This is a genomic window from Streptococcus sp. HMSC077D04 (genome assembly GCF_001808785.1).
Classification (GTDB): domain Bacteria; phylum Bacillota; class Bacilli; order Lactobacillales; family Streptococcaceae; genus Streptococcus; species Streptococcus mitis_BX.
The window spans coordinates 220632-246724 of the sequence record NZ_KV794536.1; the positions used below are offsets into that span (position 1 = coordinate 220632).

A 26093-nucleotide genomic window follows, 5' to 3' on the forward strand; every position below is an offset into this window, starting at 1 on the left:
TTTAGTTTAATATTTCCCCAACTCACGGAGACTGGTGTGATTTTCCTGAATGCGTCGGAACATCTTTTCCATATCCGACTTGGTAAAATGCACCAAAACAGGGCGTCCGTGGGGACAGTTATAGGGATTGTCACATTGAGAAAGTTGATAGAGGAGCTGTCTAGCCGAATGGTCATCAATATGATGATTGGCCTTGATAGACCGCTTGCAGGACATCATGATAGCCAGCTCTGCTCGGTATTTCTTGATAGAAACTTCCTTGGTCAAAAGGAGCATGTCGCACATCTCATAGATGCCTGACTCAATCTCTTCTTCTGCCATCCAAATAGGATGTTCACGTAGGATAAATTGATTCTCCCCGTACTCTGCTAGAAAGACGCCAACTTCCTCTAAGAGAGGCATTCTTTCCTTGAGACGGAGAGCATCATCCGCTGGAAATTCAAAGATGTAGGGCACTAGGAGTTGCTGCTGGCTCTGGTCAACATTGCCAATGCTTTCACGATACTCCTCGTACTTGACCCGTTCCTGAGCCGCATGCTGGTCTATGATGTAGAGCCCATCTCGTCCTTGGGCAAAGAGATAGGTTCCATGCATTTGCCCGAAAAATTCCAACTCTGGGAAGCTGGATGATTCTTCTCGCTCCAGCTTGTCATAAGCCTTATCAAGACTCGCAAGGTCTAACTCTGGGTGATCTAGCTGGTCGTAGTTAGCAGGCTTTCTCTCTGCAAAATGCAGTTTTGCTGGCTTGGTTAGCTGATCCAAGGTTTCTTTGGCAAACAGGGTTAAATCCTGCCCTTCATCAGTTAATTCTACCTGATAATCAGCCACCTCAGCTTGACTAGGTCTTGTCGACTCAGTTTTCTCATAGTAGAGCGTATTTTCTTTGAGTGGGAGAATGGTCTGCTCCACCTTCTCACGATTGCGCACGGTCGATTTGGCAAGATTTTCCAAGGCATCAGGTATCAAAGTTTGCTCCTTGAGACTGTTAGAAATAGCTTCTGAGACCAGCGTCATCAGTTCTTTTTCCTTGGAAATCCGCACCTCTTGCTTGGTTGGATGCACATTGACATCCGCTAGATAAGGGTCGATATGAATGTGAATGACAGCCAGTGGAAAACGGCCAACCATAAGCTTGCTACCATAACCATCTAAAATAGCACGGTTGAGCAAGAAGTTCTTGATATAACGGCCATTGATGAAGAGGCTGATATAGTTGCGATTAGCCCGAGTTAACTCAGGCAGAGACACAAAACCTGAAATTTCGAAATCTAAGTCAGAGTTCTCAATTTCAATCATCTTCTTAGCACTCGCCAAACCATAAATCCCTGCAATAGCTTGGCGCAGTTGCCCAGTCCCAGCTGTCCGTGTCATTTCCTTGCCATCACTGATCAAACTAAAAGAAATCTCAGGATGGGCCAAGCCCAGACGGTTGACGATATCAATGATATGAGACAGCTCCGCTTGCTGGCTCTTCATATATTTGAGGCGGGCAGGCGTGTTGAAAAAGAGGTCCTCCACACAAACCTTGGTTCCCACAGGACTAGTCGCTGGGATGACTTCTTCTACTTCTCCCCCACGCGCGACGAGCTTGGTCCCATGACTTGCACCATCCACCGCCGTTAACAGAGTCAGAACACTAACAGAAGCGATAGAAGGCAAGGCTTCACCACGAAAACCAAGCGTCCGAATCCGAAAGAGGTCTGCTTGATTTTTTATCTTACTAGTCGCATGGCGGCGCAGGGCCAATTCCACCTCATCGTGGGCAATTCCATGACCATTATCTGTGATTTGAATTTTCTTGAGACCAGCTTCCTCAATCTCAATGATAATCTGACTAGAACCCGCGTCAATGGCGTTTTCTACCAGCTCCTTAACAACGCTAGCTGGACGCTCGATAACCTCTCCAGCCGCGATCTGGTTTGCCAGCACCTCTGGCAATTCAATAATATGAGACATCTTTCAGCCCCTTTCTGTATCTATTTTCCTAGAAATTGATTAGTGCTATTATACCATATTTCAGATAGGACAGAAAAGCAAGCACCACATAGGAACCAAATCCCTCCACATAGACAAAGTCCCTTGCAAGGGTCTGGAAAATAGTGTTTAATAAAGATATACAGGAAGTGATCACAACCTTGTATAACTAAAAAGGAGAGAAATTTATGAAAGTAGAACTACAGATTAGTGAGACTTACAAGGAGGAAAAACTGATTGTCCAAGCACCTCATCCGACAGATAAAGTCCAGAAAGTCATCGAGTTCGCAGAAAATCTTGACCAAAAAGAAACAATTAAAGGAAAGATTGATGATCAGGTCTATCTAGTTAAGATTGGTAAGATACAGCGCTTCTATATCGAGAATCGGAAGGTTCTAGCAGAAACAGCAAGTCAGACCTACAACATTGATTTGCGACTCTATCAGGTCCTTGAAATTCTGCCAACCAATTTTATCCAAATTTCCCAATCAGAAATCATCAATATCGATTCCATCTCTCATCTCAAGCTCACGCCCAACGGTCTGGTAGAAATTTTCTTGAAAAACGAAAGCTTCACCTACTCTTCACGCCGTTACCTAAAAACCATCAAGGAGAAATTAGAACTATGAAAAAACAAATTTTCCACGACGCAGCTGCTGGTGTCCTCATCGGCCTCATCCTCTCTATCATCTTTTCACTTATGTATTCCCCAAATACCTACGCACCGCTAAATCCCTACTCTATCATCGGCCAAGTGATGGCTCAGCATCAGGTTCACGATGCCCTGATCTTGCTCTACTGTACTCTTATCTGGGCGGCTATCGGTATTCTCTTCAACTTTGGAAAGCGATTATTCAGCCGTGACTGGAGCTTGCTCCGTGCTACTCTGACTCATTTTTTCCTCATGCTAGTAGGCTTTATCCCATTAGCAACCCTAGCAGGTTGGTTCCCCTTCCACTGGATTTTCTATCTCCAGCTCATACTTGAGTTCGCAATTGTCTACCTCATCATTTGGGCTATTCTCTATAAAAGAGAAGCTAAAAAAGTAGACCATATCAATCAACTCTTGGAGCATAGAAAATAATAGCAATATCCCACTCACAAATGCATGAGTGGGATTATTTTTATAGTTTCTGTTTTAACTCAACCAAAACATTCATAGCCTGCATAGGTGTCATATTGTAAATGTCCAATTTAGCTAATTCTGCTAGGATAGGATGCTCTTCTGCCGTATCAAATAGTGAAATCTGTTCTGTGACGGCACTTTTTTGCCTCATGGGAGTAGGACTTTCTGTTCCTTGACTCTCTAGCTGAGTCAAAATCTTATCCGCCCTTGCTAACAGGTCTGCTGGCAAGCCAGCAATCTTGGCAACATGAATACCATAGGATTTATCAGCTGGCCCTGGTTCAATCTTATGAAGGAAGGTTACCTGCCCATCCTGCTCTATGGTTGCCACGTGGACATTGACCAAGTGTTCCAAGCTGGACTCCAGACTGGTCAACTCATGGTAGTGGGTCGCAAAGAGGGTCTTGGCTCCGGTATGCTCATGGATGTATTCTATGATGGACTGAGCAAGAGCCATACCATCATAAGTTGCAGTTCCCCGTCCCAATTCATCAAAGAGAATGAGAGAGTTCTTGGTCGCATGCGAAATGGCATTGTTGGCCTCCATCATCTCCACCATAAAGGTTGATTGGCCTGAAACCAAATCATCGGCTGCTCCGATACGGGTAAAGATCGCATCAAAAATCGGTAAATGGGCACTTTCTGCCGGTACATAGGAACCCATCTGGGCCATAATCGCCGTCATGGCTAACTGACGCATATAGGTTGACTTCCCGCTCATGTTGGGCCCTGTAATCAGTTGAATACTGGTATCTTCTGCCATCTGAATCGTATTAGGAATATAGGTCTGAGCCCCCATGACCTTTTCAACGACAGCATGGCGCCCTTTCTGGATATCAATCCGCGAATCATCTCCGAATTCAGGTCGAATCAAATGCTGGGCTTCAGCCACAACTGCTAGACTCTGTAAGACATCAACTGTCGCAATTCCTTGGGCTAGAGCTTGTAAACGTTGGATGTACTTGCTGACCTCTTCACGAATGCGCATAAAAATTTCATACTCTAGGTTAGCTGACTTCTCACGCGCCTCCAGCATATCTCCCTCGATACGGGCTAATTCTTCGGTTCCAAAGCGTTCTGAGTTTTTCAGCGTTGCCTTGCGGAAAAAATGGGCTGGCACATTTCCCAGTTGCGAATTGGTCACATGGAAATAGTAGCCGTCCTTTTTATTATAGACAATCTTAAGTGCGCTAATACCAGAGTTTTCTCGCTCCTTAGCCTCAATCTCAGCAATCCAACCAGTCCCTTCTCTGAGAACGCGACGGTACTTGTCTAAAGTCTCATCAAATCCAGTTCGGATAATACCACCTTCTGTAATCACATGGGGAGCTTCAGGAGCAATCGCTGCGCTAATCAAACTCTCTAACTCAGGGATTCCATCCAGTTGTTCGATGAGATAAGCTAGATCAGGTTGCTCCATTCCTTCTAAAATCGCGCGAATCCGTGGCACACTAGACAAAGTAGTCGCCAACTGCAAGAGATCCTTGGGATTGGTTTTGCCAAAAGAAACACGACTAGCCAAGCGCTCAATGTCATAAACACCCTTGAGACTATCTGTCAAATCACTACGCTCAAAGAAATGGTCGAGAAAGACCTGCACCACTTCTTGGCGTTGGACGATTCGTTCCTTATCAATCAGGGGACGATGAATCCAAGACCGCAAGAGCCGCATACCCATAGCTGTTTTGGTTTCATCCAAAAGCCAGAAAAGACTGCCTTGCTTCTTGCCTGACCGAGCATTCTCAACCAAATCCAGACTAGCCTTGGTCGCATAATCCATCTGCAAGAAATCTTTGATTTCATAGCGGATAACAGGTTTGAGGTGGTTCAATTCCCTCATCTGGGTTCGATGGACATACTGGAGCAACTTACTAGATGCCGCTTGCTCCACAGCTGCTAATCGTGAATCCAGTAAATGAAGGTCTTCAAAGCCTTCTTTTTCATAAGAGAGTACCAGATTCATCTGGCGACTGAGGATTTGTTCTTCTTCCTCAGACAAGTCATAACCCAGCACCACTTCTCGCGCCTTGAGATTACGGATTTCCCCACAAACCAGCGTGAAATCCAATAAACCTGTCACATAAAAGTCACCGGTCACCAGGTCCATATAAGCTAGACCAAATTGATTGCCTTCGCGGTCTATGGCAACCAAGAAATTATTCTGACTGTCCGGCTTACTGCTATCGACCACTGTCCCTGGCGTAATGACCTGAACAACCTCTCGTTTCACAACCCCAACTGCTTGTTTCGGATCTTCCATCTGCTCTGCGATAGCTACCTTATAGCCCTGCTCAATCAAGACATCAATGTACTGTTGGGCAGAATGATAGGGGACACCCGCCATAGGAATCGGATTGTCCGCATTCTTGTTGCGACTCGTTAAGGAAATTTCCAGAATCTGCGCAGCATTGACCGCATCCTCATAAAATAATTCATAAAAATCACCCATCCGAAAGAGCAAAAAAGCATCTGGATATTGCTTTTTAATATCCACATACTGTTGCATGCCGGGTGATAGCTTTTCTGTCGTCATTGTCCGTCTCTCCTTGTCAAAAATAAGTCTTGAGAGCAACTCCCAAGACCTTACTTATCTTTCATCAAATCTAGCAAACGATCTTCCATGAGTTTGGCAACGTGCTGGTCCCGACAAATGACCAATAAGGTATTGGCACCAGCAACTGTTCCTAAAATCCATTCATCCTTGTTTGCATCTACAATATTTGCCAAAACAGAGGCTTCTCCCAATTTGGTATGAAGCACCAAGGTAAACTCTGCTCTTGCAACACCTTCTAAATGATGAGACAAAAATTCCACCAAATCAATCTTTTCTGTCTCATTTGCTAGTACATAATACACCATATCATTTTTCTTGACCTTGGTCAAGCCGATTTCGCGCAAATCACGAGACAAGGTTGTCTGCGTCACAAAGACATTGTGTGCCTCCAACCGATCTTGAATTTCTTTTTGTGTACTTAATTTCTCCTCAGTAATCATTTTTTTTATTAACTGATGACGATCTCTTTTTCTCATAAAATCCTCTTATATGCATATTTATAACTAATTTTATAACTATATTATACCAAAAAAACAGGAGATTTCAAAAATTTTTTCTTCTTTCTTTAAAATTGTGATAAAATAGTAGAAAAGTCCAAAAAGGAGCTCTTAATGAATACAAAAGAATTGATTGCTAGCGAGTTGGCTAGCGTCATTGATAGCCTGGACCAAGAGGCTATTTTAAATTTACTGGAAACCCCTAAAAACTCAGAAATGGGAGACATCGCTTTCCCTGCTTTTTCTCTTGCAAAAGTCGAACGTAAAGCACCTCAAATGATTGCTGCTGAACTGGCTGAAAAAATTAACAGCCAAGCCTTTGAAAAGGTTGTCGCAACAGGACCTTACGTCAATTTTTTCCTTGATAAATCTGCCATTTCTGCTCAAGTATTGCAAGCTGTTATCACTGAAAAAGAACACTATGCTGACCAAAATATTGGTAAACAAGAAAATGTTGTTATCGATATGTCTAGTCCCAATATCGCTAAACCATTTTCTATTGGTCACCTGCGCTCAACTGTTATCGGAGATAGCTTGTCACATATTTTCCAAAAAATCGGTTATCAAACAGTCAAGGTCAACCACTTGGGAGACTGGGGTAAACAGTTTGGGATGTTGATTGTTGCCTATAAAAAATGGGGCGACGAAGAAGCTGTAAAAGCTCATCCAATTGATGAACTCCTTAAACTCTATGTCCGCATCAATGCTGAGGCTGAAAATGACCCTAGCTTGGATGAAGAAGCACGCGAATGGTTCCGTAAACTTGAAAATGGAGACGAGGAAGCTCTCGCACTTTGGCAATGGTTCCGTGATGAAAGTTTGGTGGAATTTAACCGCCTATACAATGAATTGCAAGTCGAATTTGACAGCTACAATGGAGAAGCCTTCTACAACGATAAGATGGATGCAGTTGTAGACATTCTTTCTGAAAAAGGCCTTCTTGTTGAGTCAGAAGGTGCCCAAGTTGTGAATCTTGAGAAATACGGAATTGAACATCCAGCCCTCATCAAGAAATCTGATGGTGCAACTCTCTACATCACACGTGACTTGGCTGCAGCCCTTTACCGTAAAAACGAATACCAATTTGCCAAATCTATCTACGTCGTTGGTCAAGAACAATCTGCCCACTTTAAACAACTCAAAGCTGTTTTGCAAGAGATGGGCTACGACTGGAGTGACGACATTACCCACGTTCCTTTTGGTTTGGTTACAAAAGAAGGAAAAAAACTCTCTACGCGTAAAGGGAATGTCATCTTGCTAGAACCTACTGTTGCAGAGGCTGTTAGTCGTGCCAAAGCCCAAATTGAAGCAAAAAATCCTGAACTAGAAAATAAAGATCAGGTAGCACATGCTGTTGGGGTTGGAGCCATTAAATTCTATGACCTCAAAACCGACCGTACAAATGGATACGACTTCGACCTAGAAGCTATGGTATCCTTCGAGGGTGAAACTGGACCTTACGTTCAATACGCCTACGCTCGTATTCAATCTATCTTACGCAAAGCGGATTTCAAACCAGAAACAACTGGCAACTATAGCTTGAATGATGCTGAAAGTTGGGAAATCATCAAACTCATCCAAGACTTCCCACGTATTATCAACCGTGCGGCGGATAACTTTGAACCTTCTATCATTGCTAAATTTGCAATTAGCCTAGCTCAAGCCTTTAACAAATACTATGCACATACACGCATCTTGGATGAAAGCCCAGAACGCGACAGCCGTCTAGCCCTTAGCTACGCAACAGCAGTCGTTCTCAAAGAAGCCCTTCGCTTGCTCGGAGTGGAGGCGCCAGAGAAGATGTAAATCGCCAAAGTTACTTGATTGCAGAGCAATCTAAGTAACTAACGCCAAATCCTATTCGGACTTTGGCTAGGCGCTTCACTAGTTTTAGGACATAAATATGATTGATTTATGTCCTAAAACGTCGTAATCTTAAAGTTATTGGAACTAAAGTTCCTAATTGTTAGACGCTAGCCGCTTTTATGCGGACTAGCTAACTGCTTCACTAGTAAAGAAACATAAATATTATCGATTTATGTTTCTTTACGTCGTAACCAGAGACACTTGCCTAAACGCCTCACTAAATTGGTCAACCAAATCTATTAATTGGCTTAGTGGCTGGTGCTAATCTTCAAGTCACTAGAATGTAAAGCAATCTAAGTAACTTACACTAAATCTATACGGATTTTGGTTTAGAGGTCTATCAGAAATCTTATCAAGTTTTGCTGACTTGTTCTGCTATTTTAGATCCACTAAATTGATTTATTCACTACTTCTTTATCATACAGGGAGATATTCTATGAGCCAATATGCTTATATCCTCGTTGTGATTAGCTTGGTTTTCCTTTTTCTGCTTAATAAGTACGAGAAGGAGAGACTTCAAAGGCTCTACCAAGAACAACTTTTAAAGGATGAAACATTTAGGTCTGACATCAAAGAGAAAATTCACACGACTGAAAATATCAATGATGTCATTGCTTACATCAATAAAACTTATCATCTAGGAATGTTGCTATCAAAAGACATTACAGATCAATTGAAATAATCAAAAACCGAGAAGCTTTCTTCTCGGTTTTTTAGGGCATAATTTTTATCTTCCAACTATAGCAAATAACATTTATATTAAAAAGTTGGGAACTATATACTAGTTTACATCAACCACAATATGTAGTGTTTCGATAATATCAAAAAGGCGACTTCCAAGTGGAACTCGTCTTTTAATTATCTCGATTCGACTAGGTGTTCAGCCATATATTTTTTCAGCCGTTCCATACCAATATCCTTTGGCTTGCTTTTACGGTTCGCCTGTAAAACATGTTTCCTTATATGCGTTCCGTCTGTCAATGAATCTTGAAGGGTTATTTTTTGGAAAGGTGTTAAGGTAGGATTTTTCAATAATTTCTCTACATCATCAATAGTTAGTTTAGTCTCCTCTTCTTTAATGACCTTATAAAGATAGCGAAACCATAAATCACCGTCATTTCCAGCATATTCACTAGCTCTCACCATGTAATCGTACCACGTTGTCATTATTATTCCCCCTCATTTTTTCTAGGGTTATAGTGCATTGCTATCCAAAGTTTTTTGTCAAAATCAGATAACTCTTTTTTCTTCTGATAAATGCAGTCGTTCAAATCAGGAAATTTGAGACTGTATTTTTTCTCAAAAAAGTTCTGAAACTCCTCTTTACTTTCTGAAATATCAACCAAGGCTTCTAACTCAGCCATTTGTTTGGCAATAGCCCTTCTATCAATTTTCTTTTGACTATCTCCAAGTATGTCATAAACACAACGTTTTGTCAGTTGAGTATAAAAAGAGCGATGTTCAGTAACAAAATCAAAGGAATAGGTCTTATCCCAAAGTTTGGTGTATTTATTGTAAAAACCATCTGAAAGGCTAACTTGATAACCAATCAGCTTACTATCAACTCTACGAGCGATAGACCTTTCCAATTCAAAATGTAGGTCATGTAATGTATTAGTAGCCATAAATCAGCTCCCTGTATTTAGTTCGAATACAGGCATTTGAAATTAGGAGATTAAAACGCTCACTATCCGAATAGTCACGAGTATTATAACGAAAAACAAATTCATCTACATAGTCTTGAATATATTTCTTAGACCACGAATGATAAATCCCTAATACTCCACGTTTCAATCCAGCCCAAAAACCTTCAATCGTGTTGGTATAAACATTACCTTGCACATACTCACTAATTCCATGATTAACAAAGTCATGATTATACATCTTAGCCACTTTATTATAACCTAGCCATCCATCTGTGTAAAGTTGAGCTGTTTCCTTTACGTATTTGACGATTTGTTCGGTCAATGTTTTTGTCTTTGTATCTGGCACATGATGAGCATTGACTTTCCCTTGACATTGAACCATTCCAACTACTGCGGATTTATCCTTTAATGAACGTCCTTGTGCATTTTTGATTTTCTTAGAGTTATGACGGTTCTTGTTTTTACCGCCAATATAGGTTTCATCAACCTCCACAACATCATCAAGTCTATTGTTATTCTCAGTACCAAAACATTTGCGAATACGCTCTAGCATAAACCAAGCTGTTTTTTGCGTAACACCAATATCTTTTGATAATTGTACAGATGAGATTCCTTTTTTGTGAGAAGTCACAAGCCAAATTGCCATAAACCATTTACGAAGTTCAATTTTAGAATTGTCAAAAAGAGTACCAGTCTTGACATTGAAGTATTTTCCAGTATTTTTACAACGGTATTTGTTACCTTTGCATTTGTAGACCTTTGAGGTAGCATCAAAAGGGCTGATAATCATATCGCCCCAAATCATATTTTCTAAATGGTCAATACATGACTGTTCGTCTGGAAAAGCAGATTGTAAATCAAATAACGACTTAAACTCAAACTTCATAACTGGTACTCCTTACTTCTTGATTATATTATATCGAAAACAAGAATATTTGTCAACAAAAATGTAAACTTCTACTATGCAAAGAGCCAAAATTTTGATATAATAAAAGTATCAAAAACAAAGGAAATTAAGCATTATGAACGCAATCACAGCTCACAGCTCACAGCTCACAGCTCACAGCTCACGCTGATTATGTAATCGGACGTGTTTTTTGTCAAGCACTAAAACAGGCTTTTTCACATTTTTGTGAAAAAGTTTGTCGTTTTTCCGTCTTAATAGAAGTTTTGAAAGGTGGTGGTTGCATTGCCTAAACAGAACTATGAGACAGAAAAACAAGGACAAATTGAATTTTTTAAAAATTTCAAGATTCCTTATTTAGAAGATAATTCGATATTAGTTAATAGTACAGATGGTGTTTATCACGGGAATATTTTGGAATTTAAGTTAAATATTACTAATACAGGTAAGGTTCTATTCCAGGCGATAAAGTATCTATCAAAATTAAGGGTGAAAGGGCAATCTGTTCCTGCGAGGATTTTACTAATTGACCTGAATGGTAGCAAAGTTTATGAATATCACTCAAAGGATTATTTAGAGGATATACAAACAATCTATATTGGTTCAGCTTCAAAAGATAATGATGCTTTTTCAAAAGATGTCACCCCTCACGCTGTTTATGACTACTCTAACCAAGTTGATGCTGATAAAGTGAAGAAACTGCTTATCAACAAGGTTGAAAATATAACAGATTGGTATGTGCCTATTGATATTGATGAAAATTGTATTGTTGGTTGGGCTGAGAGATACTATCGAGAAATGCCAACTGCTAAAAAAGGGGATTTTTTAGGAGATGGTACAGGTAAAATAAATATTAACGGTGAAATTAGAGACCCCAGACACTTTAAAGGCTTAATAAATAGCTACCAACATGCAACTAATACAAAATTTAAATATCTTATGGACTGCCTTAATGATAAGCTTAATAAAAAAGATTTGGGAGCGTATTATACACCTAAAATTTACTGCCAAAAAGCAGTTGAACTTGTAAAAGAAGCAGTCGCTAAAGTCCCAGATGGAAATGACTACGTTATCATAGACCGATGTGCTGGTACTGGAAATCTGGAATCTGCTCTAATTGGGGAATTTGATAAAAACGGTGAGGAACTGATTTCACATTGCGTGATCAGCACTTATGAATATTATGAGTACAAGGTACTATCTGAAAGAATAGGTGATAGAGTAAAGAATATTATTCCACCAACAGAAGCAAATGTTATCTATGAAAACGGTAAAATCAGCAATGCAGATGCAATGACAAAAGATTATATTGAAAATCCTTTAATTATGCAGTATGTAAATGATGATAAATACACAATAATACTACTTGAAAACCCTCCTTACGATGATAGTTCTTCAATTCGTGCTTATTATGACGAAGAAGGAAATAAACATCGTACTGGAAATAAAGAATCTTTTGTTTATACACAAATGAAAGATGCAAAAAATACATTTAGAAACAGTAATATTAGTTCTGTTAGAGACTTTGCTAATCGCTTTATTTGGTCTGCTTTTAAATATTATCTTAGGCAAGATGCAGATAGCTATATTGTATTCTCTCCTGTAAAATACTTTAAATCTATTGGACTAATAGACAAACCTCATCATCGTTTTGAAAGTGGTTTTCTTTTCAACAGAAAACATTTCCATGCTAGTCCATCAGCTATTAGTTGTGTTCTATGGTCTTATGGGAAAAATAACCCTCCTAAAGATTTTGTATTGAAGACATACGATATTGATAAAGATGGCCAGTTAATACAATTAAATGATTCAACTGTAAAAGAAATTAACAGCCCTTTCTCTTCATACAACAAGAGATATATAGGTAAATCTCATACAATTGTCTCTTGTGACAGTCAAGGGAATCCAGTTGTTAGAAAGCAAGATACTATTAGTTACAATGATTCAAACGTTCTCGGTTATTTTTGTCAAGGTTCTGCTTCGTTTCATTTAGGAAGATTGGCTTATTTCAATGGGAGAGGTATGTTTATCACAAAAGATAACTTTGAAAAAGTCTGTCCATTATTTGCTACAAAGATGTTTCCTCAAAGCTACTGGTTTGAAAAAGATTTTTACTTTACATCATCTGATAGAGGTAATGACTATCTTATGGATAAAGAATTTTTAAAAGCTAGTCTTCTTTATACTTGTCTATCACACAAAAATAATTGTTTATCTTTTGAAGGGCAAGATGGGGTTTTTTATCGGAATGAGCTTTGTCTTGATTTCCCTGAATCAAAAACAATAGCATTTCAAGCATTACAAAACTATCAGCTAAATGCTGATGAAAAAAAAATTGCTAAATTTATGGTCGCTTATTATGAGTGAAGTGAAGGGGTGTGATGAATTTTCACCTCAAAACACTTACGGAACTTATCAAATTGAACAACAGTTAAATAAATCTTGGACAGAAGGGGTAGGAAAAAATAAGACGACCATCTATAAATATCCTATTTTAAATAGTTATATTGTATCTCTAAAAGAAGAACTTAAACAATATTACAACTCCTATCTTTTACCAAAGATTTTTGAATATGAATTACTTAAATAATTAAAAGACGATTTCCGCTTGGAAGTCGCCTTTTTTGATATTCTTGAAAATACTATATCTTGTGTCTAGTGTAAACTGATATATAGTTCACAAAAATTTTATAGGTAATTTTCATCTCTGCTATAGAGGGGGATATAATAAGTTCTTTCTTCTAATGATTGAAAGATTGGTTTCAGCTTAACTTTCCAACTCATACAAATCTGCGATAATCGCTGCGACACGTTTGATATCTCCCAGCATACCTCGCATTTCAAAATCAGCCAATACAGGGAAGCCAAAACGTTGACTATATTGCTTGGCTGTCAGGCAGTATTGGTTATTAAAGTTACGATTTCCTGAACCAACCACACCAAAACACTTACTAGCATTGTCACCATAGGCGATAAAATCTCCCACTGGTGTCGTCAAAATCTCGACATCTCCGTTATCCACGCCATTCCCACCTTCTAGGTAAGTCGGCAAAAAAGCAACATAGGGATGGTCCATTTCATAGAAATCTTGGCCTTCTTTGACCAAATCCTTGATATGAATCTTTTGAACCTCAATTCCCTCGTACTGGGACAAGAGATAGTCTTTCAAGCGCGTCACAAAACTCTCCGTATTTCCGCTCAGACTGATGTAGACCAAGGAAACTTTTTTCATGTTCTCCTCCTTTTTTTAAATCATAAAAAATAACTACCAAGATTGTATCTTGATAGTTATGCTTTGTCAACTCTTAGGCAAGTTCTTCCTCTTCTTGAGTTTCTGTCAATTCTTTTTGCTGACGCCACATTTTATAGAAGACAATTGCTAGGAAGATAACATTGAGTACGATCCCAAAAATAGCAGAACCTTTGGCACCAAGCTCCGCTCCCATACGGATGTTAGGGTCTGTAAAAAGTAAAACCGCATCCTGAACGCCGATAAAGTTGTAGATAGAACCAACGATGGCAACGAAGACATAAGCAAGATAAGTGTAGTTAGCCAATTGGATGTTTTTACGAACAAGGAAAACCAAAGACACAACCACCAGAATAACAGATAAGACAACCAAGAGAATGTTGAAGATAGAATGACCATGCTCCGATACCTTAATGGTGTAAGCAACGAGCTCCTTAGCATAAGTAGCATTAACACCTGATGCTGATGTTTCTAGATTGTTCATACCCTCCGCAGTAGGTACTGGAGATATGATTCCAAATAGTGACATTGCTGAGAGTAAGGCTGAAAAAATCAGTAATACCCATAGATAGATTGGTTTCTTTTTCATAATAGAACCTCCTGATATTATTATCGATATTATAGCACTTTTTGTAAAGGGATACAAATATTATAGTGTGGTTTCCACCTGTTTTCGGTAGGCTTTTGGCGATTTTCCGCACAATTTTCGGAACACTTTATAGAAATATCCAACATTACTGTAACCAACAGCATAACAAATATCTTCAATACTGTCACTAGTTGAAAGCAAGAGCTGCTGGGCAGCCTTAATCCGTTGTTTGTTTAGTAACTCTGCGAAGGTCGAATTGGTTTCACGCTTAATCAACTGACCCAGATAGACAGAATTGATAAAGAGATCCTTACTGATATCCTTGAGAGAAAGTTCTTTTTGGTAATCACGACCAATAACTTCCAACACACTGACCACATTTTCATTCATACGATATTGCCCAAAGAATCGGGTCAGAGTTTCCTTGATATAAAGAACCAATTCATCGAAGGATTGAATAGCATGAATCGTTTTGACGATATCCGTCAAATCATCAGCTTTGAGGTGTTCAAACAAGTGGAAGACATCCATGACAAACTGGATAAAAAGCTGTTTGGTAATCGGAACACGCGGTGTATTCTTAAGAACCACCTTCTCCAAAAGATTCAACTCTTCCACGATTTGATTGAGATTCCCCTGAATGATAACCCTATAAATCGGTTCGTAATAGGCAAAGAGACTCTCAGACTGTTTTAGATTTACAGAACCGTAAAAGAGGGCTTTCTCAGCGTTCAGCTTCCAGCGTTCAAAGTGTTCTTGATAAGGAGCTTCAAAAGCTGTAACAACTAAACCATCTAGGGGTTGGTCAGAAATGAAAATCTGCCAATCTTGACCCAAGACATAGTAGGGAATGGTGAAGGAGCCTTGTTTTCCCTTGGATAGGCCTATCCACCAGTTCTCCTTATCTCCTAGATAACTAGCAAATCCAGCCTCGTCTAAATCTTGACTAAGGGTCTGACTTTTCTTTCCTCTCTCACCGAGCTGACCTGCAATCTTCTCCAGCAGATTTCCCAACTCTACCTTATCAACAGGCTTAACCAGATAATCCACCACACTAAGGTTCATTGCTCTTTTTACGTAATCAAATTCCTGATAACCTGAAAGCAGGATATAGGCGGCATCTGGTAAGATTTCTTTCATTTCCCGAATCATGTCAAGCCCAGTTTTATCGGGCATGTTGACATCTGAAATGACCACATCTACTGAATTTTCTTGGACATATTCTAGAGCTTCATCAGCATGACTGGCTGTTGCGACGACCTCCATATCCCACTTATCAAAGGGAATCAAACGTTTCAGACCTTCTGTCACCATGTACTCATCATCTACTAATAATACTTTATACATTTTCTCCCTTTCTACTCATCTTGAATTGTAATACGATACTGAACACCTGCTTGCTCTGCAGACTCTATAGTAATAGCATATCGATCCCCAAAATAGAGCACAAAACGCTCATGGACATTCACAATCCCGATAGACTGCCTTTTTGCACTATAGCTTGCCTGGTGTTCAAACTGTCTCTGACTTAATTTTTCTCGGATATCGACCAGCTTTTCAGTCGACATACCACGGCCATTATCGACCACTAAAATTTCTACAAAACCATCCTGTTTAAGAGCTTTAATGCTAATCACATTATCTGTCCGTCTATGGTCAACACCATGCGCAAAATAGTTTTCTACCAGCGGTTGCAAGGTAAACTTAGGAATCTTCATATTTTCTAACCCTGGATCTATCTTGAAACCATAGGCAATGGATTTAGGATAGCGAACCATGCAGAGATAGCTATATTTACGACAAAATTCTAATTCCTGTTTGAGAAGAGTTTCTCTTTCGTCAGAAATATTGTTACGCAAGAGACTACTGAATTCATAAATGATATCTGCCAACTCATCTTGACTCTGCATAACTGCATACATTCGCAAAAATTCCAGCGTATTATACATAAAATGAGGATTGATTTGCGCCTGCAGGGCTCGCATATTGGCATCTTTTTGACTAAGCTCTAACTGGTAAATATCATGGATGTTCTTTTCCAATCGATTCAACATATCATTGGTCGTCTCCGCGATTAGGAGCAATTCCTGATCCTTTTCAAGCGTATCAATGCGAAGACCTTCTTCCCCTTGGGCAATAGCTTGAATGGAATCCACCAAATCCACTACCTGCTTTTGGTAGTTAGCAAAAGTCTTCCTCAAAGTCAGATAGAGAATGACAATAAAGAGAAGGCTCAAGCCCACAATCAAAGCAGAGCTGGTCACCGTTCCTTGTAAAACAAAGTTTTTAGGAACTGCTACCTGAACCTGATAGCCATGAGAGGTTACACCAACAAACCAGTTCTCATGTTCCCTATTGACCCTCTCACCAATATGAAAAATCTCCGTATCAAATGGTGATGTCACAGTAACAGCCATCGGGATATGACCCCGGGTATTGTCTACAGCATGGTATAAGATTTCTGGATCCAAGGAAATATAAACAACCCCTATAGATTGATCCGTCGCTGGGTCTAAAATAGGAACTCCAAAACTATTGGCCTCCGGTTTAAAAGCCTCAGCAGGCAAGACATGCCCACTTCTTTTATCCCTTGTTGACACATAAACTTCTTTAAAGTCCTGCAAGACGATTGCAACACCCGTTATATAGTCATTTTGGACATACAGGTCATCAATATTTTCATACAGAGAAATAGAAGTTGAGGAAGCCGCTTGATGCTCCAACAACCAATAAAAATACTCAGAAGTTGATAGGCTAAAGTACTTATAAACCCCTTGTATACGGTCTTGATTGGCTACTAAATCTTGCGCTAGCTGGGCTGACTCGCGATAATAATATTCCACCTCTTCAACTGTTCGAGTGGTTACACGCTGGGCTACTCTCTGGGCTTCCTTTTCCCGTGAATCCCAGTCAGCGTAAGAGAGTAAGATTGCAAAACTCGCAATAATAATCATCATAACTGAACTGTAGGTTCTTAGAAGCGTATGTAGCCAAAACTGCTTCATTCTATTTTGTCGCCAATTTTTCATGGATACTTTCATAGACCGGTTCCAACATATCACTGATAAAGAAATGCCACATCCCAATTCCTACAAAGAAAAGTAGGGCAGGCATATAGTAACCAATTGCCACAAGTAGCACTGTCCCAAGGAGAACCTTGGCCACAGCTGCTAGACTCATAAAGATGCCAATCAAGGATAGTTTGAGACTATTTCGATAGGACAAATCAAAATAAACTTGTAATTTCAAAGATACTGTATAAGCCAAAAAGATCAGGGCAACTACTAGGACATTCAAAAAGGTCGCAATCAAATGAATAATAGTCTGATGAGGCAATTGCACCAAGAGATACAGGCCATAGACCAAAACTATATCCACCCCTAAAAAGCTATAGAAAATCAGGTTGCTTGAGACGAAATTTTGCTTATAAAGAGACCACGCCTCCTTCAAACTGTATTCCCGAAAGCTATAACCATGTTCTGCATATAGGCTCATCAAGGTGGCACTAGCAGGCGCTAGACCAAGGATAATCCCTCCCACCAAGGTTAATAGCCAAAAGAAGGCTGTCGCAATCATCCCTAAAAAGAAACGATTAAAGACAAAGTCTAAAAATCTCCCCATGATATCCCCCTAAAAATAACTATGAAACTATTATATCATATTTCAAGCGTTTTCAAAAACATAGACTATCCATTTACAATCCCACCAAACCGTGGTACAATGAGAATTGTGAAAAAATTATCAGGAGACAATTCATGAACAAATCTATCTTAACTACACTGCTCTTTGCAGTTCTTTACTTCCTCTGCATGGGGATTGGTGTCCTTTTGGGCAATCTCTTTGACCAAACTGGAAACATGTTTTATGCACCTGCCTTTACTGCCCTTGTCGGCGGTAGCGTCTATATGATCCTAGTCGCAAAAGTTCCGCGCTTTGGAGCCATTACCACTATCGGTCTTGTCATCGCCCTATTTTTCTTGGGGAGCAAACACGGTGCCGGTGCCTTCCTTCCTGGAATTATCTGTGGCCTCCTAGCAGATGGAGTAGCTCATTTAGGAAAATACAAGGACCAAACAAAAAATTTGCTTTCTTTCATTATTTTCGCCTTTAGTTCAACTGGTCCAATCTTACTCATGTGGATTGCGCCCCAAACCTATATGGCTACTCTTCTAGCAAGAGGAAAATCCCAAGAATATATCGACCGTATCATGGTCGCACCAAATCCTGGAACCATCCTTCTATTTATCGCTAGTGTTGTCATCGGAGCCCTAGTTGGCGCCTTGGTTGGACAAGCCTTGAGTAAAAAATTTGCACAGAAGATCTGATAAATAAAAAGAGCCGCACGGCTCTTTTTTATTTATGACTCAATTTCTTAGTCAAGAAATCTCCCAAGAATTGGATTGCAAAGATAATCAAAATGATAATGATGGTTGCCAAGATAGTTACATCGTGATTGTAGCGGTTAAATCCATAGGCGATGGCTACGTTACCGATACCACCAGCTCCAACCGCACCGGCCATAGCTGTTTCTCCAACAAGAGAAATCAAGGTCACAGTCGTCACACGGATCAAATCTGGCAGACCTTCTGATAGGTAAACACCTACGATATCCCAGAATGTCGCTCCGCTAGCTTGAGCCGCCTCAATGACACCACCATCTAGCTCAGCCAATACCACCTGTACTTGACGGGCAAAGAAGGCAAAGACTGCAAAAGATAGCGGTACGATAGCCGCATTTGGACCAATGCTTGTTCCTACGATTAGATGAGAGAAGGGTGACAAGACTGCCAAGAGGATGATGAAAGGAACCGCACGGAAAATAGAGGTGATTTTATCCAAAATCCAGAAAACGACTTTATTTTCCAAGACACCACCTGGCGCTGTCAAGACAAGGAAGAGACCTGCAACAAGCCCCAAGAAACCTCCGATGATGAAGGAAAGAACTGTCATATAAAGAGTTAGGTAGATGGCTGTTCCCCAGCCTGCTTGACCAGCCCAACCCATTTTATAGACATTTGGCAAATAGGTTTGAATCAATGATTCCATCTTACTGTCCTCCCTTCAATACTTTTAGTTGTACGCCTGCTTGACGAATGGCTTCTTGAGCACCTGCTAGCGCTGCTTTTTCACCTGACAAGACCACAACCAATTCTCCAACAGGAGTGCCGTCAAGGATTTCGATATTCCCATAGAGGATATTAGCTGTTACTTGGTAATGCTTGTACAATTCATTCAAAAGTGGCTCGTCTGTCGAAGCACCTGCATACTTGAGTTGCACTAAAAGACTGTTTTCAGACAAGTGTTCCACGATTTCTTGCTTCTCAATCTTGACCATGGCTTCGTCAATACCTGTAGCTGTTGAGATAAAGTCTTGAGTCAAGGGTTGTTTAGGGTCTGAGAAGATTTCAAGAACACTACCCTCTTCAATTAAATGCCCATCCTGCATAACTGCCACACGATTGGCAATATCTTTGACAATCTGCATTTCATGCGTAATCAAGACAACAGTCAAGCCTAATTTTTGGTTCAAATCTTGCAACAAGGCCAAAATCTGCTTGGTTGTCTTAGGGTCAAGGGCAGAAGTTGACTCGTCTGAAATTAAGATTTTTGGATCATTTGCCAAAGCACGCGCAATGGCCACACGCTGCTTTTGCCCTCCAGATAGTTGTGAAGGGTAGTTTTCAGCACGGTCTGCCAAGCCAACCAAGTCCAACAACTTAGCTACTTTAGCCTTCTTTTCTTCCTTGCTGAGTCCAGAATGTTTAAGGGCAAAGGCTACATTCTCCTCTGCTGTCTTTTGGCTCATCAGGTTAAAATGCTGGAAAATCATTCCGATATCCTGACGTTTGCGACGCAACTGCTCTGCCGTCAAAGTGACCTTACCATCAAAAATCACATCGTCGTCAATGGTAATTTTCCCTGCAGATGGTTTTTGCAAGAGGTTAATCACCCGTACAAGGGTTGATTTCCCTGCTCCAGAATATCCAACAATTCCGTAAATATCCCCTTCTTGGATGTGAATGGTCACATCCTTGACCGCTGTGATGATTCTCTTCTTTTGGTGAAAAGTCACATCGATCTGATCTAACTTGATAATGTCTCTACTCATAGCTTCTAATCAGCTCCTCTACTAATTCAATATGGGTGTAGTAATCGGCGATTCGCACGTTCTCATCTCCACCGTGGTCCCGGCTATTAGCATTTCCTAGACCGAAGGCCACCATTGGCACCTCTAGGGCATCAAAGACCGTATGCATAGGCCCTGTTCCAGCTGTAGTCGGCAAGACTGAAACGCCCTGTGGATAGAATTTCTTGGCCAACTCGATCACATTGAGAATGGCTGGCGCGCTCATATCGCTTCGATAGCTCATCTCTCCCAAGGTATAGTATAATTCTACCTTATCAAAGCCATTTTTGTCTAGCTGTTTCCGAATTTTTTCCAGAACATCATGCGGTTCTAGGCCAGGAACCAAACGAACTTCTAACTTAGCACTAGCTTCTGCAGGCAAAATCGTTTTAACCCCTTGTCCTTGATAACCTGACTGAATCCCTTCTATATTAAGAGCTGGCTCGAAAAAGAAACGTTTTAGAAAGGCTGCACGGCCCTCTTGTAAGAGAGGCAATTCCAAACCATAAATCCGGCTGATTTCCCCTGGATTTCGTTGGGCATAGGTATCCACCAAGGCCAATTCACGTTCATTTGGCTCTTGAACTTCTTCGTACAAGCCTTCAACCAAGATACGGCCATCTGCCGCACGAAGAGACTGTAGGGCTTGGAGGAGATACCAAGGAGCTGATTCCACAACCCCACCATAACTGGAGTGGATATCCACATCAGCACTTTTAACCTTGGCATCGAAGGTCACAATCCCCTTATTTCCACCCGAAATTTCCAGCTGTTCCAAGGCATTTTTGGTTCCTTGTTCCCAGACCAATAAATCCGCACCACGGAGTTTATCCGCATGCTTTTCTAGATACTTATCTAGGTCTGTCGAAGCCGATTCCTCCGCTCCCTCCATGATAAAACTAATATTGACAGGTAGGTCATCATGATGCTGCATGTATTTTCTCAAAGCACTCAAACGAGCTGTGATATGACCCTTGTCGTCATCAACCCCACGCCCATACATGAAGCCATTGCGGACCGAAAGCGTAAAGGGATCCTCTGTCCAGACCTGATCCCCATCCGCTGGCACAGTGTCATAGTGGTTATAGAAAATCAAGGTTTTGGCATCTGGACGCGAACTCTTGAAATGTGCCATGACAAAGGGCGCCGTATAAGTATCATCAATCTCCACTTCAGCCCCAACACGTTTGAAAATCTCACCCAGATAATTTGCGACTTCCTTAAGTCCAACCTGCTGGGCAAAGACCGATTTCTTAGAAATCAAGGTACGCAAAACCTCAAAATAATGCTGGGCTACATGATCCTTTTCGAATTTTTCAATTTGTTCTTGTTCACTAGGAAAAACCATATTCTCTCTACCTTTCTATGAACGAATAGTCTTCTTTACAATCCATGCTCTATACAAAAGCAAGAGGTGGAATTTTCTCTCCCACCTCCCTGTTTCTTATTACCAAACTGGTTGATCCAAACCGTCTGATGTTTCTTCGATAACTTTTTTCACTTCATCTGTGTGGTAAGCTGCGATCACTTTCTTGATAGCATCAGCCTTAGGTGATGATTCCCAATCTTTTTTCGCAACGATGATGTTGTACCATTGTTTTGAGTTTTCATCAGCTTGTTCTTTGAAAAGTGCTTTCTTGTAGTCCAATTTTGCTTCTGTAACGAAAGTATTGTTTACAACAGCAGCGTCAACTGATGACAATGAACGAGCTGTTTGGCTAGCATCCAATTCAGTGATTTTCAAGTTCTTTGGATTTTCTTTGATGTTAGCAACTGTTGCAAGAGCAGTTCCAGAAACATCCAATTTAATCAAGCCAGCTGATTGAAGCAAGTAAAGCGCACGGCTTTCGTTTGTAGCATCGTTTGGTACAGCAATTTCTCCATTTGCTGGGATGTCTTCTACTTTAGTGTACTTGTTGTCACTTCCATTCAAACCTGAGTAAAGGCGGATTGGAGAGATATAAGTATCAGCAATCGCTACAAGGTCTTTTCCGTTTTCTTTGTTCCAGTTGTTCAAGAAGTTATAGTGTTGGAAAGCGTTCAAGTCTACTTCACCATCAGCAGTTGCCTTGTTTGGTTGTGAGTAGTCTGTGAACTCTGTAAATTCCAAAGTGATACCGTCTTTTTTAACCAATTCTTGGATTTTGTCCCAACGTTTTTCTTCAGAACCGCTACGGTTGACAGTTGCAATTTTAATAGTTGTTGCATTGTCTGCTTTCTTTTCTGAGTTTCCGCAAGCTGCAAGAGCCAAACCTGCGACTGTAGCAAGGGCTGCTACACCAAGCCATTTTTTGATTTTCATGATTCTTTCTCCTTAAAAATAATACCGTACTAGTATCTCACAATTTGTTTGATTTCACAAATTGTTATTAGATAATCAGATATATAGTTTAAAACTATATACTTAAAAATTGAGAAATCACCCACCTGATTCAGAATGGATGATTTCAAAAAATTATTTAATATCAGCTTCTGCTGGTAGGTAAGTGTCTCCAAAGAATTGTTTAGACAACTTTTCAAGAGTTCCATCTTTGTAGAGTTCTTGGATACGTTTGTCTACAAATGTTTTCAACTCATCTTGACCTTTGGCAAGAAGTGGGTAAACGTAAGGTTGTTGGTCGCTTGGAAGTTCAATAACTTTCAAGTTGTCCAAACCTTGGTCCTTGATGACTGTTTCAACACCGATTTTATCAAAAATCTTGTAGTCAAACTGGCCATCGCTCAAGCGTCCCATGATTTGTTGGAAGTCCGCTTTAGTATACTTTAGGACAGTTGGATTATCTGAATGTTGTTTGTTGTAGTCTTCTAGCTGTTTAGCAGATGTTGTCCCTTGAACAACTTCTGTTGATTTTCCACCGATATCATCAAGCGATTTGATGCTAGGGTCATCTTTTTTCACTACAAGAACGTTAGGGTTTTTAGCAGTTGGAGCTGCATAAAGGTATTTTTCAGCACGTTCTTTAGTGTAGCTGATGTTGCTAACAGCCATATTGTAACGGTCAGCATCAAGTCCTGCAAAGACACCTGACCATTCTGTCTTCTCAAACTTGACATCATATTTGTCAGAATCTTTAAAGATAGCGCGAACCACTTCAATTTCGTAACCAGTCAATTCGCCATTTTCTTCATAGTTGAATGGTTTTGGTGTAGCATTGGTTGCAACGATAATTTCTTTCTTGCTAGCTGCTTCTCCTTCTTTTTTCGCACCACCTGAGCAAGCTGCTAGCACACCTGCAGCAACAAGCCCTAGAGCAGCAAGAGATGAGTATTTAACGATTTTTTTCATGTCATTTCCTCCAAAATAGAATACCTTATAATCTTAACAGAAAAAGAGCATTTACGCCATTATATGATATCTATCTCTGTGATAGGTTTTCTTTATGGCTAATTTATACTCAATAAAAATCAAAGAGCAAACTAGAAAGCTAGCCGCAGGTTGCTCAAAGCACTGCTTTGAGGTTGCAGATAGAACTGACGAAGTCAGTCACATATATACGGTAAGGCGACGCTGACGTGGTTTGAATTTGATTTTCGAAGAGTATTAAAAGACTAAACGCAAGACTGCAATTAAGACCACCCCAAAGAGAACTGTTCCGACTAGATTGCGGTAGCGAAAGGCCACCCAAGCTGTTGGAAAGACGGCTAAGAAGTCCAGCCATTTGATTTGAGGTAAGTTACCAACCTTGCCTGTCACTACGCTTGAAAGAATCAAGGCGAAGATAATAGAAACGGGCAAGAACTTCAAAAAACGCTCAACAATCGCAGGCAGGCCCTTATACTTGACCAAGATGAAGGGAATCATACGGGGAATCCAGGTCACTAAGCCAGAGAAAATAACTGCTAATAAAAGATACTTACTGACCATCTAAAACCACCCCCATTGTACAACCAAGTAGCGTCGCAAACAGAACAGCTAGTGATTGAGACACCACTGTTAAGAGTAAAAAGAAGGACACCGCAACAACTGCTAGGATAATCAGCAGATTACGGACAGGAATCCGTCTTTGCATAATCTGGAATTGCGAAGCAAAAATTCCGATGAACATCCCAACCAAAGCAAAGTCCAAACCAAAAATTTCTGGATTTGGTAGCAGACCACCCAGAGCAGTTCCGACTACTGTCCCAACAAACCAAGCCACATAGCTGTTGAGATTGTTTCCGTGCATCCACATAGGATTGACCTTGTCTGCATGGGCCAATTCGCCCATCAATACACCATAAGTCTCATCCGTCAAGATACTAGACATACCGATATTGTGCCATAGACTAGTGTGACGGAAATAAGTCGATGCATGTAAACTCAGCAAAAAGAGACGTAAATTGATCAAAAAGACCGTCATGGCAATGGCAGCTACAGGTGCCTGCACTGCAATCAAGGCCAACATGGCAAACTGGGCACTCCCAGCATAAACAAAGAGGCTCATCAAGGCCATCTCAACAGGTGTCACATAAGGTGCACCGATAATTCCACAGGCTAGTCCGATACTGACATAACCAAGGGCCGTTGGCATGGCTGCCTGCGCCCCCTCCCAAAATCCTTTTTCTTTCATCTTTCTCCTCATATTGTCTTAATAGGTGGCCTGAAAAAGCTCCAGCCACAGCATGGACTATTATAACACATTCATAGAAGAGAAAAAAGTTTTGAATCTGAAACTTGGAGCTAGTAAAAAATGCTGAAATCCCAGTGTTATTAATACATTCTAAATTGATCCACCCGAATAGTATACTTTTTATCTTCAATTTCTTTAGCATCTTCATCTTCTGTCGGATAAACATCAATCCAGAATTCTCTCCTTTGTCCTTTCAACTTGACTTTATAGCGATAGCCGTCATCGTATAGTCCTACCGTCTCGGTAGTTACAGATTGGAAATTCGGAAGAGCCTTAATTTCTTTTTTTATAGTCTGGGATAGATTGTTGAGCACTACTTGTTGCTCCACCTTTGAAGTTACAGGAATATGAACTGTCGCTTTTTCCAAGCGATGTGATTTTGAAAATGTGAATCTTGCTCGACCTATATAACTATTCAAAGCAATATTTTCGTAATCATAGAAAAGGCGTCCCGTTTTATAAAAATAGGGGTCTTCTGCATGCCAGCTATCTCGATAGCCCGTCTCGGTTTCTTCTACCACTTCGCTAGCCTCACCAAAAACTTCTTCAAAGGATTTAAGCGGCATATTGAATGAAAGTGATTCAAACAAGACCAGTTGTGTCTTTTTAAAATTATAGCAAGCTGTTAGCAACATGAGTAAAGTTCCTAGAGCAAACAAACTACTGATTATTTTTGTAAATTTCATATTTCTACTATACTAAAAAACTCTATGATTGACAAACTTTGATAGAGTCGGATTTCGTGAAGGGTAAGTAACAAACCGTTATAATAAAAAAGACTAACAAACCCGTCTCATTTATAATACTTAGCTAGTCAGTTCTTTTGTTTTTATGATTGATAAAAGAATATAAAGACCAATGCCGTTATAAACTATATGCAGTCCAATAGACCAATAAATAAACTTTGTTGCTCTAAATAAGACTGCAAATATGAGATCACTACCCAAATA

26 protein-coding genes are annotated in these 26093 nt (G+C 40.2%); 7 read left to right on the plus strand and 19 right to left on the minus strand.

Going from position 1 to position 26093, the window contains the following annotated elements; translation table 11 throughout:
• Positions 1-6: 6 nt before the first annotated feature.
• A complete protein-coding gene (gene mutL, locus HMPREF2701_RS05985) occupies positions 7-1956 on the minus strand; it encodes a DNA mismatch repair endonuclease MutL (RefSeq protein ID WP_070482453.1) in 1950 nt (649 codons plus the stop codon).
• A gap of 206 nt (positions 1957-2162) precedes the next feature.
• On the opposite strand from mutL, the gene HMPREF2701_RS05990 reads away from it, so the two are divergent.
• Together HMPREF2701_RS05990 and HMPREF2701_RS05995 are read left to right on the plus strand one after the other, a co-directional pair.
• Positions 2163-2603 carry a LytTR family DNA-binding domain-containing protein gene (locus HMPREF2701_RS05990; RefSeq protein ID WP_070482455.1) on the plus strand — a complete coding sequence of 147 codons (441 nt, stop codon included), beginning with the start codon at positions 2163-2165 and terminating at the stop codon, positions 2601-2603.
• Positions 2600-3058 (plus strand): DUF3021 domain-containing protein, encoded by a 459-nt coding sequence (locus HMPREF2701_RS05995; RefSeq protein WP_070482457.1) that lies wholly within the window; start codon positions 2600-2602, stop codon positions 3056-3058. The genes HMPREF2701_RS05990 and HMPREF2701_RS05995 overlap by 4 nt, the downstream gene beginning before the upstream one ends.
• Positions 3059-3098: 40 nt before the next feature.
• Here HMPREF2701_RS05995 and mutS read toward each other — a convergent pair whose 3' ends face one another.
• On the minus strand, positions 3099-5633 hold the full coding sequence (mutS, locus tag HMPREF2701_RS06000) for a DNA mismatch repair protein MutS (protein WP_061589636.1): 2535 nt from the start codon (positions 5631-5633) through the stop codon (positions 3099-3101).
• 50 nt (positions 5634-5683) lie between these two features.
• A complete protein-coding gene (argR, locus tag HMPREF2701_RS06005; RefSeq protein WP_001231476.1) occupies positions 5684-6130 on the minus strand; it encodes an arginine repressor in 447 nt (148 codons plus the stop codon).
• A 135-nt stretch (positions 6131-6265) separates the two neighbouring features.
• On the opposite strand from argR, the gene argS reads away from it, so the two are divergent.
• Together argS and HMPREF2701_RS06015 are read left to right on the plus strand one after the other, a co-directional pair.
• Positions 6266-7957, plus strand: a complete 1692-nt coding sequence (gene argS, locus HMPREF2701_RS06010) for an arginine--tRNA ligase (protein ID WP_061589637.1) — start codon at positions 6266-6268, stop codon at positions 7955-7957.
• 496 nt (positions 7958-8453) lie between these two features.
• Positions 8454-8699 carry a hypothetical protein gene (locus tag HMPREF2701_RS06015; RefSeq protein ID WP_020903404.1) on the plus strand — a complete coding sequence of 82 codons (246 nt, stop codon included), beginning with the start codon at positions 8454-8456 and terminating at the stop codon, positions 8697-8699.
• A gap of 176 nt (positions 8700-8875) precedes the next feature.
• On the opposite strand, the gene HMPREF2701_RS06020 is transcribed toward HMPREF2701_RS06015, so the two are convergent.
• From HMPREF2701_RS06020 to HMPREF2701_RS06030, 3 genes are read right to left on the minus strand one after another with little or no spacing between them, the layout of a single operon-like run.
• Positions 8876-9184 (minus strand): hypothetical protein, encoded by a 309-nt coding sequence (locus HMPREF2701_RS06020; RefSeq protein WP_070482459.1) that lies wholly within the window; start codon positions 9182-9184, stop codon positions 8876-8878.
• Positions 9185-9186: 2 nt separating this feature from the next.
• A complete protein-coding gene (locus HMPREF2701_RS06025; RefSeq protein ID WP_070482461.1) occupies positions 9187-9642 on the minus strand; it encodes a hypothetical protein in 456 nt (151 codons plus the stop codon).
• Positions 9632-10549, minus strand: coding sequence for an IS1595 family transposase (locus HMPREF2701_RS06030; protein WP_070482463.1), 918 nt, complete (start codon positions 10547-10549; stop codon positions 9632-9634). The genes HMPREF2701_RS06025 and HMPREF2701_RS06030 overlap by 11 nt, the downstream gene beginning before the upstream one ends.
• A 291-nt stretch (positions 10550-10840) precedes the next feature.
• Here HMPREF2701_RS06030 and HMPREF2701_RS06035 point away from each other — a divergent pair, with 291 nt between their 5' ends.
• Together HMPREF2701_RS06035 and HMPREF2701_RS10735 are read left to right on the plus strand one after the other, a co-directional pair.
• Positions 10841-12934 (plus strand): hypothetical protein, encoded by a 2094-nt coding sequence (locus HMPREF2701_RS06035; protein WP_083281737.1) that lies wholly within the window; start codon positions 10841-10843, stop codon positions 12932-12934.
• A complete protein-coding gene (locus tag HMPREF2701_RS10735; RefSeq protein ID WP_083281738.1) occupies positions 12927-13157 on the plus strand; it encodes a hypothetical protein in 231 nt (76 codons plus the stop codon). The genes HMPREF2701_RS06035 and HMPREF2701_RS10735 overlap by 8 nt, the downstream gene beginning before the upstream one ends.
• 177 nt (positions 13158-13334) lie before the next feature.
• On the opposite strand, the gene nrdI is transcribed toward HMPREF2701_RS10735, so the two are convergent.
• The 5 genes from nrdI to HMPREF2701_RS06060 form a co-directional block, all read right to left on the minus strand.
• The gene (nrdI, locus tag HMPREF2701_RS06040) at positions 13335-13799 is read right to left on the minus strand and encodes a class Ib ribonucleoside-diphosphate reductase assembly flavoprotein NrdI (RefSeq protein WP_020901834.1); all 465 of its coding nucleotides are present in this window, start codon (positions 13797-13799) and stop codon (positions 13335-13337) included.
• A 73-nt stretch (positions 13800-13872) separates the two neighbouring features.
• Complete coding sequence (locus HMPREF2701_RS06045; protein WP_049487383.1) at positions 13873-14406, minus strand: ABC transporter permease; 534 nt, start codon at positions 14404-14406, stop codon at positions 13873-13875.
• A gap of 60 nt (positions 14407-14466) precedes the next feature.
• Positions 14467-15753: a response regulator transcription factor gene (locus tag HMPREF2701_RS06050; protein WP_070482465.1), complete on the minus strand. Its 1287-nt coding sequence runs from the start codon at positions 15751-15753 to the stop codon at positions 14467-14469.
• An 11-nt stretch (positions 15754-15764) separates the two neighbouring features.
• Positions 15765-17435 carry a sensor histidine kinase gene (locus HMPREF2701_RS06055; RefSeq protein WP_315940758.1) on the minus strand — a complete coding sequence of 557 codons (1671 nt, stop codon included), beginning with the start codon at positions 17433-17435 and terminating at the stop codon, positions 15765-15767.
• Positions 17413-18027 (minus strand): YesL family protein, encoded by a 615-nt coding sequence (locus HMPREF2701_RS06060; protein WP_061589641.1) that lies wholly within the window; start codon positions 18025-18027, stop codon positions 17413-17415. Before HMPREF2701_RS06060 ends, HMPREF2701_RS06055 begins: the two co-directional genes overlap by 23 nt.
• Positions 18028-18161: 134 nt before the next feature.
• Between HMPREF2701_RS06060 and HMPREF2701_RS06065 the strand changes: the two genes are divergently transcribed.
• Positions 18162-18731 carry an MptD family putative ECF transporter S component gene (locus tag HMPREF2701_RS06065; RefSeq protein WP_061589642.1) on the plus strand — a complete coding sequence of 190 codons (570 nt, stop codon included), beginning with the start codon at positions 18162-18164 and terminating at the stop codon, positions 18729-18731.
• Positions 18732-18759: 28 nt separating this feature from the next.
• Here the strand turns inward: HMPREF2701_RS06065 and HMPREF2701_RS06070 are convergent, their stop codons facing one another.
• The 8 genes from HMPREF2701_RS06070 to HMPREF2701_RS06110 form a co-directional block, all read right to left on the minus strand.
• Positions 18760-19452 carry a methionine ABC transporter permease gene (locus HMPREF2701_RS06070; RefSeq protein ID WP_000444647.1) on the minus strand — a complete coding sequence of 231 codons (693 nt, stop codon included), beginning with the start codon at positions 19450-19452 and terminating at the stop codon, positions 18760-18762.
• 1 nt (position 19453) lies between these two features.
• A complete protein-coding gene (locus tag HMPREF2701_RS06075) occupies positions 19454-20515 on the minus strand; it encodes a methionine ABC transporter ATP-binding protein (protein WP_070482466.1) in 1062 nt (353 codons plus the stop codon).
• Entirely contained in the window at positions 20508-21881 is a 1374-nt protein-coding gene (locus HMPREF2701_RS06080; protein WP_070482467.1) for a M20 family metallopeptidase, read from the minus strand. Before HMPREF2701_RS06080 ends, HMPREF2701_RS06075 begins: the two co-directional genes overlap by 8 nt.
• 99 nt (positions 21882-21980) lie before the next feature.
• Positions 21981-22835, minus strand: a complete 855-nt coding sequence (locus HMPREF2701_RS06085; protein ID WP_070482468.1) for a MetQ/NlpA family ABC transporter substrate-binding protein — start codon at positions 22833-22835, stop codon at positions 21981-21983.
• A gap of 153 nt (positions 22836-22988) precedes the next feature.
• The gene (locus tag HMPREF2701_RS06090; protein ID WP_004254995.1) at positions 22989-23819 is read right to left on the minus strand and encodes an amino acid ABC transporter substrate-binding protein; all 831 of its coding nucleotides are present in this window, start codon (positions 23817-23819) and stop codon (positions 22989-22991) included.
• Between the two features lie 255 nt (positions 23820-24074).
• Complete coding sequence (locus HMPREF2701_RS06100; RefSeq protein WP_050207620.1) at positions 24075-24398, minus strand: AzlD domain-containing protein; 324 nt, start codon at positions 24396-24398, stop codon at positions 24075-24077.
• Positions 24388-25083: an AzlC family ABC transporter permease gene (locus HMPREF2701_RS06105; RefSeq protein ID WP_083281739.1), complete on the minus strand. Its 696-nt coding sequence runs from the start codon at positions 25081-25083 to the stop codon at positions 24388-24390. Before HMPREF2701_RS06105 ends, HMPREF2701_RS06100 begins: the two co-directional genes overlap by 11 nt.
• Before the next feature lie 140 nt (positions 25084-25223).
• On the minus strand, positions 25224-25829 hold the full coding sequence (locus tag HMPREF2701_RS06110; protein WP_049552421.1) for a hypothetical protein: 606 nt from the start codon (positions 25827-25829) through the stop codon (positions 25224-25226).
• Positions 25830-26093 lie beyond the last annotated feature (264 nt).